This window comes from Collimonas arenae (assembly GCF_001584165.1).
Lineage (GTDB): Bacteria > Pseudomonadota > Gammaproteobacteria > Burkholderiales > Burkholderiaceae_D > Collimonas > Collimonas arenae.
The window spans coordinates 227,039-238,803 of record NZ_CP013233.1; the positions used below are offsets into that span (position 1 = coordinate 227,039).

Genomic DNA, 11,765 nt, shown 5'->3' on the forward strand with positions numbered 1-11,765 from the left:
GCCGGCCGATCTGATAACGTATCTGATCCAAGAACCTGAAAAGAGGTGGACGCCATGTCGTTCCAGAATTATTGGCTGTTTGTCCCGGCCTGCTTCGCACTGAACATGGCGTTCGGCCCGAATAATGTCTTGTCGCTGTCGAACGGCGCGCGCGACGGCATGCGTTACTCGATATTGGCAGCGTTCGGCCGGTTGGTGGCCTTTGCCGCGATGATTGCGATTTCCGGTTTTGGCCTGGGGGCAGTGCTGTTGGCTTCGGAAACCTTGTTTACGTTGCTCAAGTTCGGCGGGGCGATCTATCTGGTGTGGTTGGGCATCAAAATGTTCCGCGCGGCCCCCATGCAGTTGGTGCGCGGCGTTGCCGACGCGGACGCCTCGATCGAACCTTCGATGGACAAGTTGCGCCGCCTGGCAAAGCAGGAGTTCCTGGTCGCCGCCGGCAATCCCAAGGCGATCCTGATCTTTACTGCCTTTTTTCCGCAATTCGTTGATCGTTCGGCCTAGGCCGCCAGCTTCACGATACTTGGAGCGATCTTCCTGGTGCTGGAACTGGTCGCCATCGCCATCTACGCTGCGCTCGGCGCCCGGCTTGGTTCATTGGCGCAGGTTGGCAACAGCTTCCGATGGTTCAACCGCGCCAGTGGATCGCTGATGATCGGATTCGGTTTATTGCTGGCTTTCCTGCGACGCCCGGCCAGTTGATCAACCGACGCGCGATGGCGCAGAGGATGTGTTCATGAAATCAACATCTCCAGCAGTGCTGGCGGTTCATCATTTCGAACAACGCGAAGAGTGGGCTGCCTGGCTCACCGATCATCACGCGACATCGCCTGGTATCTGGCTGCAACTGGCCAAGAAGGGTGCAGAGACGTGCTCGGTATCTTATAGCGAGGCGGTCGACGTCGCGCTTTGCTTTGGCTGGATAGACGGCCAGAAGCAAGCGCACAATACGCAGTTCTGGCTGCAAAAATTCACCCGGCGCGCCGATAAAAGTGTGTGGTCGAAAATCAACAGGGACAAGGCGCTGGCGCTGCTCAAGTCGGGCGCCATGCAACCGGCCGGGCTCAGCGAGATAGAGCGTGCCAAGCGCGATGGCCGTTGGGACGCTGCATATGATTCGCCCAGCACTGCCAGCGTGCCGCCGGATTTCCAGGCTGCGCTCGACGCCAATCCCCGCGCCCGGGATTTTTTTGTTTCGCTGGATAGCCGCAATCGCTACGCGTTGCTGTTCCGTATTCAAACTGCCAAGAAGGAAGAAACCCGCGCAAAGCGGATTGCCCAGTTCGTGGAAATGCTGGCGCGCCACGAAAAAATACACGCCTGAGCGATGTGAAGTCCCGCGTGCACGCCAGACATTAATGGACCTCGAAAAACGTTTAATCCCGCGACTATTCTAATGACTATATTAACTACCCAACGGCTGCGGCTTGAGCCATTCAGCGATCTGCACTTGGCAGCACTGCATGCCGTCAATCGCGATCCGGCAGTGATGCGCTATATCACGGGCAAGCCGGAGACAACAGAAGGCACACAGGCGGCGATTGCCCGCGTCAAGAAGCGCTGGGAGGAATGGGGGTTTTCCTGGTGGAGTTTCTTTGAGCTAGACAGCGGCGAAATCATCGGCTCCGGGTGCATACAATACCTGGGTGGCGATACCGCCAACCCGTTGGAAATCGGCTGGAGATTGCGTCAGGACAAGTGGGGCCAGGGCCTGGCTTCAGAGGCGGCGCGGAGCATGGCAGGGTTTGCTTTCGAGACGATCGGCGGCGAACGCCTGTGCGCGGTCTGCCATCAGGACAACCATAGTTCGGCGCGCGTCATGCAACGTCTCGGGATGCAATATCAAGGCATCGAAAGATGGTACGACATGGATACTGCGGTATATGCGATGACGCGCGACGACTGGCAGCGTGTCTCTGTCGAATGGAACAAGCCCAGCGCGACCTAAGCCTCGAAGCGCACCGGTTCGACGTTGCCGCGCTTGGGCCGGACCACCACGGTGCCGGCCAGCTTGTCGTGCCAACCCTGTTTCCTTTTGTCGAGTCCGACCCAGATCAGACCAAGGCAAAAGACAAAGGTCGATGGAAAATAGCCGAGATAGCGGATGATGTTCTGGCCCACGCTGGTCGGGCCACCGGTGCGGGCATCGACGATCCTGGCGGAAATTGCCATCTTGCCCGGCGTGGCCTGCCTGAAGCTCCAGAACAGCAGCACCGCGACCGCCGGAAATACATAGGAAATCAGGAAATTGGCGAAGCCGCTGAAGGTGATGCCTGCGGCCAGGCGCTCACGGCCGTAGATCGCCAGCAGCAACGGCGTAGTGATCGCCAGCACCAGCACCGTATCGATAATGCTGGCCCAGACCCTGAGCCAGAATCCTACATATTCCAGTTGGTTCGTATCGTCCATGCCTGTCGTGCCCGGTTAATTGTACGGTTGATTGTGCGGTTGGCTTTCTGGAACATAACTGATGCCAGGGACTGAGTTTATCGCTTAAACCGACCGCACCGGAGAAAACAGTTTGCCGAAGTCGATTTCCTTGGGCTGGTTCTGCTCGGTCAGCAGTTCGCTGGCGTATTCGCCGAGGTGATGCGCCATCAGGCGCGCCGCTTGCTCGCCATCTCCCTGTTCGATGGCATCAAGGATCGCCACATGTTCGTCCGCTGAACAGCTATTGCGCTTCGGCGTTTCGTACAGGCCGATCAGCAGTGAGCTGCGTGCGATCAAGGTGCGCAGATAGCCGGTCACAATGTTGTTTTGATTGGCTTCGGCCAGCTTGATATGAAATTCGCCGGAGAGGCGAATCCAGTCCCCCCAGTTGCCTTGCTCACGCAGCGCATGCTCGCGCTTCACCATCTCACGTAGTTCAGGCAGACGTCGGCGCTTGCCCGCCAGGCTCTTGACCGAGCCACTTTCGACGATCACGCGGGCTTCGAATACTTCCCGCGCTTCCTTGATGTCATGCATGGCGATGACCGCGCCGCGATTCGGTTGCAGGTCAATCACGCCTTCATGCGCCAGTTTCACGAATACCCGCCGCAATGTGCCACGCGTCACGCCGAAGGCTTCGCATAGCGGCGCTTCGACCAGGCGCGTGCCGGGCGGCAACTGATGGTCGAGGATGGCGTCGATGATCGACAGGTGGATGCGCGCATCCACCTCGTCGTTGCTCAATTCTTCGTGGCGGATGCTGGCGGCCTGGCTCATGCCGCGCCCCCGTTTGCCAGAATGGCTGGCAGGTCGGGTGATTTTAGGATTGTGCACAATTTATACATTGCTCGCCGAATCTTTGTCGAAGTGGTGCACCAGTATAAATCCTAAGTCCACGCCTTGCACGACTGCCAAATTTTTCCAGGCGATATGGATTTCTACCCAACTGTTAGTGCGAATGCGATGCGCCATACTGAGGCATGTGCACAAAAATTAGCGTAATTTGCACCAAATTGTGCACGATCTCTGGCGACCAAAGTCACCTTAATGTTTCCTTGCGATAGTCGCTGCACCGCCCATTTTCATTCTTGCGACACCTGTCGACCTCATCAAAAAATCTCAATTGGCACGGTTCTGGCTTATTGCAAGTCATGGATTGTGCGCAATCCTGTCTTGGATTGTAAAAAATCAAACAATCCTGGACCTCAGGGAGGCGGTTCCGCTAGCTGTTGGTTGCAGTTGGCCGTACTGCGCTGGACGGATCACCGTGGTGAGCAGGCAGGCATACAACATAGACAAGGATAAAGATGAACCCTTTACTCAAACCGGCGGCGGCATTGGCCATGCTGGGCATCGCCGGCGCCGCGCTGGCGCAAACCAGCGTTACCGCCTCGGGCGTGATCGACACCGGCATCGGCTACGCCAACAATGTCGGCAATGGCACGCAATCGAAAGTGGGCGGGACCGACAGCATCCTGGGTGTTTCTAACGTGGGCTTCAGCGGCAAGGAAGATTTGGGCGGCGGGTTGAGCGCCATTTTCAATCTGCAGGCAGGCTTCAATCCGACTACCGGTGCGCAGTCGGCCAGCGGCCAGCTGTTCTCGCGCAATGCGCTGGTCGGCCTGGATAGCCCTGGCGGCAAGCTGACGGTCGGCAAGCAATGGAATTTCAACGATGACTGGCTGGTCGGCAGCATCTTCAAGGGCGGCTACAACTCCGGTGCGATCTTCAAGTTTTCCGAGTTCGATGCTGTCAGCGAGATCTACAACAACACCGTCAAATACGTGTCGCCAACGTTCAGCGGTTTCCAGGGCGGGGCCATGCTCGGTTTCGGTGAAGCAGCCGGCAGCGTGCGCAGCGGCCAGGTCTACAACCTCGCCGGCCGTTACCAGCAGGGGCCGTTGCTGTTGGCGGCCAGCTATGACCATGAACAGGATGGCAATGCCAGCCTGATCAGCAATGGCAGCCTGTACAAGCTGGTCACACTCGGCGCCAGTTACGGCTTCGGCGCGCTGACCGCGCGGCTGGGCTATGCCCACAGCGATATTTCCGGACCCGGCGTCTTCCAGTCGATCCCGTCGCAGTCGGCACGCAAGGCGTATGCGGTCGAGGCTGGCCTGGATTATGCATTCACTCCGGCATTTACCGGCTCGGCCGATGCCATCTACCGAAAGAACACGACGCTCGCCAACAACAGCAAGGTGTACCGCCTGCTCGGCATCTACAGCCTATCGAAGCGCACCAGCCTGATCGCCAATATCGCCCATCTCAACAATGCCGGCGGCGCTTCGGAATCGCTGGTGGCCACCAATTCGACAGCGATCGGCGGCGGTTATGCGAACCAGAGCCAGACCGCCGTCGCGCTTGGCATCCGTCACCTGTTCTGATTGTTAGCGTTTTTAAATGAGGTCCTACATTAGGAGTCACGATGGAAAAGCACAACGCAATTATCAAGCCCTCGTATGACGACCGGCTGACCAACGACGATCTGGCACCGCTGAAAAAACAAACCTGGGGCAGCTACAACATCTTCGCATTCTGGATGTCCGATGTGCACAGCGTCGGCGGCTACGTTACTGCCGGCAGCCTGTTCGCGCTGGGCTTGAGCAGCTGGCAGGTGCTGGTGTCACTGCTGCTCGGCATCATGATCGTGCAGTTCTTCGCCAACCTGGTGGCCAAGCCGAGCCAGGTAACGAGCGCTCCGTATCCGGTAATCTGCCGCACCACCTTTGGCGTGCTCGGCGCCAACATACCGGCCATCATCCGCGGCTTGATCGCGGTGGCCTGGTACGGCATCCAGACCTATCTCGCTTCCGGCGCTTTCCTGCTGATCGTGCTGAAGTTCTTCCCGGAACTGGCGGTCTATGCCGACGTCAAGCAATACGGGTTTGTCGGTTTGTCATACCTGGGCTGGCTTGGCTTCATGGTGATGTGGGTGCTGCAGGCAGTCGTGTTCTGGACCGGCATGGATGCAATCCGCAAGTTCATCGACTGGGCCGGTCCGGCGGTGTATGTCGTGATGCTGTTGCTGGCAGCGTGGCTGGTGGCGAAGGCTGGCTGGAGCAATATCGACCTTAACCTGGGCGGCATCAAGTACAGCGGTTTCGCCGCACTGCCGGTGATGATCAATGCGATTGCGCTGGTGGTTTCGTATTTCTCCGGACCGATGCTCAACTTCGGTGATTTCTCACGCTATGGCAAGGATTTCAAGTCGGTCAAGCGCGGCAATTTCTGGGGGCTGCCGGTCAACTTCCTCGGCTTCTCGCTGTTGACCGTGATCTGCATCGCAGCGACATTGCCGATCTACGGCAAGTTGATTACTGATCCGGTAGCGATGGTCGGCCATATCGACAATACCTTTGCAGTGGTGCTGGGCGGCCTGACTTTCATGGTAGCCACGGTCGGCATCAACATCGTCGCCAATTTCGTTTCGCCTGCTTTCGATTTTTCCAACGTCGCGCCGAAAATGATCAGCTGGCGCATGGGCGGCATGATCGCTGCTGTGGGATCGATCTTCATCACGCCGTGGAACCTGTTCAACAATCCGCACGTGATCCATTACACGCTGGATATCCTGGGTTCCTTCATTGGTCCGTTGTTCGGCATCCTGATCGCCGATTTCTACCTGGTGAAGAAGCAGCGTGTGATCGTCGACGACCTGTACACGATGGATCGCAACGGCGCCTACTGGTACGACAACGGCTACAACCGCAAGGCCATCACGGCGCTGATTCCGGCGGCCATCATTCCGGTCTGCTGCGTGCTGGTGCCCGGGCTGGACGGCCTGGCCAATTTCACCTGGTTCATTGGCATGGGTTGCGGGTTGGCGATTTACTGGGCCATCAGCCACAAGCAGACGGCCAACGTTGCAGCCGGAGCTGTGGCCTGATGCGCTAGCCTGATTCCAGGCGATTCCCATCCGACCGCCGTGGCGGTCGGTTTCGCGGTTATTCCCGGCGCGCCGCCGAGTCTGCGGCGCGCCCATTTAATAGTTAGCGTCCTGTTTTGAAAATCAAGATCATCAATCCCAACACCACCTGGAGCATGACCGAGAAGATCGGTCTTTGCGCACGCCAGGTTGCCGCACCTGGCACCGAGATCGTTGCGGTCAGTCCGGCGATGGGGCCAGCTTCGATCGAGAGTCATTACGATGAAGCGCTCAGCGTGCCCGGCATCCTCGATGAAATCCGCCGTGGCGAAGCAGACGACGTCGATGGCTATGTAATCGCCTGCTTTGGCGATCCCGGTTTGCATGCTGCTCGTGAGGTAGCACGCGGCCCGGTAATCGGTATCGCCGAAGCCGCCATGCACGCGGCCAGCATGATCGGCACCGGTTTCAGCGTGGTGACCACGCTGGAACGCACCTGCGGCATTGCCTGGCATTTGGCCGAAGCTTACGGCATGCGCCGTTTCTGCCGTCGCGTGCGGGCATGCGAACTGAATGTACTGGACCTGGAGCAGCCCGGATCGGATGCCTACCGCATCATCGTTACAGAATGCCGGCGCGCGATGCGGGAAGACAAGGCCGACAGCATCGTGCTCGGCTGTGCCGGCATGGCCGACCTGTGCAAGGCAATCGGCCGCGAGCTCGGTATCAACGTGATCGACGGCGTCACGGTTGCGGTAAAGATGGTGGAAAGCCTGGTGCAGCTAGGCCTGGCGACAGGCAAGCGCGGCGACCTGGCCTATCCCCTCCCAAAACCCTACAGCGGCATGCTTGAAAATTTCTCCAGGCTCTAATGCCAAGAGGCAGCAGCGGCGTCACGCCATGTGATGCGCCTTGCGATACTCCAGCACATGGATCGCCGCCTTCACAATCGCATACATGACGGCCTGCTGCTTGCTCGGATGGTCAGTAAACTGGGCAACGATGGCGCCGATTGTCACCCGGGTGCTGGGTGCATGGTCAGGCGGATGATCGTAGACAGGAGAAAGATCGTACTGCACCATCAGCGGCCCGCAGGCGCTCCAGTCGCGCGTCCATTTCGGCAGCGCCTTGCCGTTATCCCACAGGACGCCGGCGCTTTCGTAGCATTCCTCGATGTTTTCGTGGCCGAGCAGCTTTGCCAGAATCCTTTCCTTGGCAACGCAGCTCCTGAAATACTCTTCATCGCTCATGCGCATGGTAGGGCCTCTCTTTGATTCCATCGGTTATGACGCCAGTATGCATCTGTTGGCGTCACGAATCGAGATCATTTCAGGATTTTTCGTGCCGAAGAAATGATCTGTTGCGAAAGATGCTCCATACGCGGTGATTGCACTTTCCAGGTGTGCCAGTACAGCGCCACCTCGACGGGTTTGCCCGGCGTCAGCATGACGATCTCACTTGGTTTGGCGTTGGCCTTGAGCAGCAGTTCAGGCACCATGCCGTAGCCGAGGCCGTAGCGGATGGCGTTGAAGTGCGATGCCGCGCCTGGTACGTAATGGCAGGGATAGGCGCCGTCCGGCAGACCCAGCTTGCTTAACAGAAATGACGATTGCAGCGTGTCCTTGTGGGTGTAGGCCACCACCGGCGCGCTGCGTGCCGCCTTGCGGGTCAGGCCGTCTGGCAACCACTGCGCAAGGAATTTTTTTGATGCCACCAGCCAGTAGCGCATCACGCCCAGCAGTTCGGCGGAGCAGCCGCGCATCGGTTTCGGCTCGGTGCTGATGCAGCCGATGGCGAGGCCGGTTTCGAGCAGCGTGTAGGTGTGATCCTGGTCTTCCACGGTCAGGTCGAGCAGCACTCGCTCGCGGATCAGTACATCCGACAGCGCCGGGAAAAACCAGGTGCCGATGGAATCGGCGTTCAACGCCAGCACCAGCGTCAGCGGGGCATCCTGCTCCACCGCCATTTCAGTGGCCAGGTCGGTTTCCAGCAGTTTGGCGCGTTTCAGATATTGCAGCAGGCGTTGCCCCATGCGAGTGGCGCGCGCCGGCCGGCTGCGCACCACCAGTGCGTTGCCGAGCTGGCTTTCGAGCGCGCGCACGCGTTGCGAGATCGCCGGCGAAGTCAGGTGCAGCCGGGTTGCCGCCTGTTCGAAGCTGCCGGTTTCGATGACGGCGCGGAATGCTTCGGTATGCTTGGGATTGAGGTTCATGCCGGTATCCTTGCATAAGAAATATTTATTATTCCTTAATAATACTTATTTTTGATAAAGATGTGTCTGCTCCAAAGGACAATGCGCTCTCTGACGATTTCACATCCTGCACGCGAGAACGCGCTGCAGTTACCGGAGCAAGCATGGTCTTATCGAGCAGCACCAGCAAATATCTTACAAAAGCCGATTACGGCCTGGCGGGGATTGCGCCTTGAACGAGCTTGGCAAACAGCCGCAATCGAAGCTGGTCCGCAATCTTAAATTCCTGCTCGGCTTGAGCCTTGGGCTGGCACTCGCAGCAATGCTTGTCGGCGGTTACTGGTTGCGGCAGGCCTGGCAGCAGTTGCCGGCAGTCGAGCACCTGGCGCAATATCAACCGGCGTTGCCGTTGCGGATCTATTCGAGTGAAGGCATCTTGCTGGCCGAATACGGCGAAGAGCGGCGCGAATTTCTGCCGCTGGAACAGATTCCGCCGGTCATGCGGCAGGCCTTGCTGGCGATCGAGGATGCGCGCTTCTACGAGCACGGCGCGGTCGATTTTTTCGGCCTGCTGCGCGCGACGTTGGCCAATGTGGTCACCGGTCAGCATGCGCAAGGCGCGAGCACCATCACGATGCAGGTCGCACGCGATTTTTTCCTGACGCGCGACAAGACCATGCAGCGCAAGCTGATGGAAATTCTGATGGCCTATAAGTTGGAGCAGCGTTACAGCAAGGACAAGCTGCTGGAGTTGTACATGAACCAGATCTACCTGGGTGAGCGTTCTTATGGCTTTGCTGCCGCCTCCAGCATTTACTTCGACAAGCCGCTGGAGCAGGTGACTGTGGCCGAGGCGGCGATGCTGGCGGGATTGCCGAAAGCGCCGTCGGCCTACAATCCGGTCGCCAATCCGCAGCGCGCGCAAGTCCGTCAGCATTACATCCTGCAGCGCATGCATGAGCTCGGCTACATCACGGCTGATCAACTGCAACAGGCGCTGGCGGAACAGCTTGTGGTTAATCCACGCCGCAATCCGTCCGTACGCGAAGCCGCGTATGCGGTGGAACAGGCTCGCCAGATAGTGATGGAGCTGTATCAGGAGCGCGCCTATACGAGCGGCCTGGATGTCACCACCACCATCCGCATGGCGCCGCAGATGGCTGCGGACAAGCAACTGCGTACGGGATTGATAGAGGCGCAGGCGCGCAGAGGCTATCGCGGCCCGGAGGGATCGCTGTCCGTCGATATTGATGCGAGGGAGAGCGTTCGCCAGTTGCGGGCGGCTTATCCGGATAGCGGCGAGTTGCGCGCGGCATTAGTAACGGCCGTCGGCCCCAAACAGATCAGCGCGCTATTGCGCGATGGCCGGACGATCCAGATCGGCGCCGTCGATCCGCGCTTTGTCGGCGGCTGGGCCAAGCTGCCTGCCAGCGGCAAACGCAGTATCGTTCCTGGTTCCGTGATTCGGGCCTATCTGGATAACAGCAAGGGCGAACGCTGGCTGCTTGGCCAGATGCCGGAGATGGAGGGAGCGCTCGTTTCGCTCGATGCCGAGAGTGGCGACATCCTGGCCTTGGCCGGCGGCTTCGATTTTTCGCGTAATCCTTTCGATCATGCCGTGCAGGCATTCCGTCAGCCGGGATCGAGCTTCAAGCCTTTCGTGTATTCTGCGGCGCTGGAAAAAGGGTATTTCCCCGGCACGCTGGTGGATGACGCGCAACGCGTATTACGGCCGGCAGAAACCGGAGCCCGTGCCTGGCGGCCGCGTAATTACGGCAATAACTATGAAGGCTTCATCACAGTGCGGCGCGGCCTGATGCGTTCGAAGAACCTGGTTGCGGTGAGCCTGATGCAGGCTGCCGGCGCCGACTACGTACAGCAGTATGCGACGCGCTTCGGCTTTCTTGCCGAGCGCAATCCAGTGTCGCTGCCGCTGGCACTGGGGGCTGGCGCGGTGACGCCATTGCAGCTGGCACAGTCATATGCAGCATTCGCCAATGGCGGCTATCATACGGCGCCGCGGCTGATCAAGCAGATCAATGACCGGTCGGGGCGGGTGCTATACAGCGATGCCGGGAATAGCCAAACCGCAGCGCAGAAGTCCGGCAAGCGCATCATCTCGGCACGCAATGCCTTCGTCATGGACAGCATGTTGCAGGACGTGGTCAAGTCCGGCACCGGCCATGGCGCCAAAGTATTGGGACGCAGCGATACAGCGGGCAAGACCGGCACCTCGAACAATGCCTACGACGCTTGGTTTGCCGGTTATTCGTCGGGTGTGGTGTCGGTAGTGTGGCTTGGTTACGACCAGCCGAAATCGCTCGGCGCCACCACCGGTGGCGCGCTGGCGTTGCCGATCTGGAGCCGCTACATGCAGGTGGCGTTGGAAGGGCGACCGGAACAGATCCGCAACGAGCCGCAGGGGCTGATTTTCAGCGATGGCGATTATGTTTATTCAGAGTACCTGAATGGCAGTTGTCTGGAAGACGGCAATGCCTTCATCCAAAGCGACTTCAAGTGCGAACCCGATCTGGCAGCGGCAAGTCCGGCCGCAGATGCCTTGGGCGCAGCCCAAGAGCGCGAACAGATATTGAAACTGTTTTCTACGGAAGAATAAAAAGATGTTGTTACACACTATCTACCTGGTTGCGATCGTAGCCGAAGCGATGTCCGGCGCGATCATGGGTATGCGCCGCGGCATGGACCTGTTCGGCATCTGCGTGATCGGCACCATCACCGCGCTGGGCGGCGGTTCGGTACGTGATGTGCTACTCGGAAATTATCCGCTGGGCTGGATCGCCCATCCTGAATACCTGCTGTTCACTGTCGGCGCCGCCATCGTCACCGCCATGGTGGCGCGTTCGCTGCACCATCTGCGCAAGGTGTTCCTGCTGGTCGATGGCCTCGGCCTGGTGGCGTTCAGTGTGATCGGTTGCGACATCGCCCGCGCCAACGGCATGGCCCCCGCCATTGTGGTGCTGGCCGGTATGATTACGGGGGTGTTCGGCGGCTTGCTGCGCGATGTGTTGTGCAATCAGATTCCGCTGGTATTGCAACGTGAGCTGTATGCGACGGTCGCCTTGTTTACCGGCGCCCTGTATGTCGGCTTGCTGTGGTGTGGCGTCGATGCGGCGGCGGCATCGCTGGGTGCAATCGGCGCCGGCCTGACATTCCGTCTGCTGGCCTTGCGCTTTAACTGGAAACTGCCGCGCTTCAACACGGCAGGCATCCGGGGATTCGAATAGCGGGGAGTGACGGGAAGCCGGTACGGCCTCC

At 59.1% G+C, this 11,765-nt stretch carries 11 protein-coding genes and 1 pseudogene; 8 read left to right on the forward strand and 4 right to left on the reverse strand.

Annotation, left to right across the window (positions count from 1 at the left end):
* Positions 1-54 precede the first annotated feature (54 nt).
* The 3 genes and pseudogenes from CAter10_RS01050 to CAter10_RS01060 all read left to right on the forward strand — a co-directional run bounded on the left by CAter10_RS01050 (position 55) and on the right by CAter10_RS01060 (position 1,948).
* Positions 55-702, forward strand: a pseudogene (locus tag CAter10_RS01050) (LysE family translocator).
* 34 nt (positions 703-736) lie between these two features.
* A complete protein-coding gene (locus CAter10_RS01055; RefSeq protein ID WP_061531949.1) occupies positions 737-1,324 on the forward strand; it encodes a YdeI/OmpD-associated family protein in 588 nt (195 codons plus the stop codon).
* A 72-nt stretch (positions 1,325-1,396) separates the two neighbouring features.
* Positions 1,397-1,948: a GNAT family N-acetyltransferase gene (locus CAter10_RS01060; protein ID WP_061531950.1), complete on the forward strand. Its 552-nt coding sequence runs from the start codon at positions 1,397-1,399 to the stop codon at positions 1,946-1,948.
* Here CAter10_RS01060 and CAter10_RS01065 read toward each other — a convergent pair.
* Positions 1,945-2,409 (reverse strand): RDD family protein, encoded by a 465-nt coding sequence (locus CAter10_RS01065; protein WP_061531951.1) that lies wholly within the window; start codon positions 2,407-2,409, stop codon positions 1,945-1,947. The genes CAter10_RS01060 and CAter10_RS01065 overlap by 4 nt on opposite strands.
* Positions 2,410-2,493: 84 nt before the next feature.
* Positions 2,494-3,207 carry a GntR family transcriptional regulator gene (locus tag CAter10_RS01070; protein ID WP_061531952.1) on the reverse strand — a complete coding sequence of 238 codons (714 nt, stop codon included), beginning with the start codon at positions 3,205-3,207 and terminating at the stop codon, positions 2,494-2,496.
* A gap of 530 nt (positions 3,208-3,737) precedes the next feature.
* Between CAter10_RS01070 and CAter10_RS01075 the strand changes: the two genes are divergently transcribed.
* From CAter10_RS01075 to CAter10_RS01085, 3 genes are all read left to right on the forward strand, one after another.
* Complete coding sequence (locus CAter10_RS01075; protein ID WP_197467167.1) at positions 3,738-4,817, forward strand: porin; 1,080 nt, start codon at positions 3,738-3,740, stop codon at positions 4,815-4,817.
* Positions 4,818-4,858: 41 nt separating this feature from the next.
* On the forward strand, positions 4,859-6,319 hold the full coding sequence (locus CAter10_RS01080) for an NCS1 family nucleobase:cation symporter-1 (RefSeq protein ID WP_061531953.1): 1,461 nt from the start codon (positions 4,859-4,861) through the stop codon (positions 6,317-6,319).
* A 116-nt stretch (positions 6,320-6,435) separates the two neighbouring features.
* Positions 6,436-7,170, forward strand: a complete 735-nt coding sequence (locus CAter10_RS01085; RefSeq protein ID WP_061531954.1) for an aspartate/glutamate racemase family protein — start codon at positions 6,436-6,438, stop codon at positions 7,168-7,170.
* Positions 7,171-7,191: 21 nt separating this feature from the next.
* Here CAter10_RS01085 and CAter10_RS01090 read toward each other — a convergent pair whose 3' ends face one another.
* Both CAter10_RS01090 and CAter10_RS01095 read right to left on the reverse strand, forming a co-directional pair.
* Complete coding sequence (locus CAter10_RS01090) at positions 7,192-7,554, reverse strand: hypothetical protein (RefSeq protein WP_061531955.1); 363 nt, start codon at positions 7,552-7,554, stop codon at positions 7,192-7,194.
* A 68-nt stretch (positions 7,555-7,622) separates the two neighbouring features.
* Entirely contained in the window at positions 7,623-8,510 is an 888-nt protein-coding gene (locus tag CAter10_RS01095) for an HTH-type transcriptional regulator ArgP (protein ID WP_061531956.1), read from the reverse strand.
* Between the two features lie 211 nt (positions 8,511-8,721).
* On the opposite strand from CAter10_RS01095, the gene CAter10_RS01100 reads away from it, so the two are divergent.
* Both CAter10_RS01100 and CAter10_RS01105 read left to right on the forward strand, forming a co-directional pair.
* Positions 8,722-11,106 carry a penicillin-binding protein 1A gene (locus CAter10_RS01100; protein ID WP_231879119.1) on the forward strand — a complete coding sequence of 795 codons (2,385 nt, stop codon included), beginning with the start codon at positions 8,722-8,724 and terminating at the stop codon, positions 11,104-11,106.
* Positions 11,107-11,110: 4 nt separating this feature from the next.
* Entirely contained in the window at positions 11,111-11,734 is a 624-nt protein-coding gene (locus CAter10_RS01105) for a trimeric intracellular cation channel family protein (protein ID WP_061531957.1), read from the forward strand.
* Positions 11,735-11,765: the final 31 nt, after the last annotated feature.

Bases quoted from the DNA above. Each gene is read 5' to 3' on its own strand.
- CAter10_RS01070 (WP_061531952.1), bottom strand. From the start codon at position 3,207: ATGAGCCAGGCCGCCAGCATCCGCCACGAAGAATTGAGCAACGACGAG.
- CAter10_RS01060 (WP_061531950.1), top strand. From the start codon at position 1,397: ATGACTATATTAACTACCCAACGGCTGCGGCTTGAGCCATTCAGCGAT.
- CAter10_RS01090 (WP_061531955.1), bottom strand. From the start codon at position 7,554: ATGCGCATGAGCGATGAAGAGTATTTCAGGAGCTGCGTTGCCAAGGAA.
- CAter10_RS01065 (WP_061531951.1), bottom strand. From the start codon at position 2,409: ATGGACGATACGAACCAACTGGAATATGTAGGATTCTGGCTCAGGGTC.
- CAter10_RS01055 (WP_061531949.1), top strand. From the start codon at position 737: ATGAAATCAACATCTCCAGCAGTGCTGGCGGTTCATCATTTCGAACAA.
- CAter10_RS01095 (WP_061531956.1), bottom strand. From the start codon at position 8,510: ATGAACCTCAATCCCAAGCATACCGAAGCATTCCGCGCCGTCATCGAA.
- CAter10_RS01105 (WP_061531957.1), top strand. From the start codon at position 11,111: ATGTTGTTACACACTATCTACCTGGTTGCGATCGTAGCCGAAGCGATG.
- CAter10_RS01075 (WP_197467167.1), top strand. From the start codon at position 3,738: ATGAACCCTTTACTCAAACCGGCGGCGGCATTGGCCATGCTGGGCATC.
- CAter10_RS01080 (WP_061531953.1), top strand. From the start codon at position 4,859: ATGGAAAAGCACAACGCAATTATCAAGCCCTCGTATGACGACCGGCTG.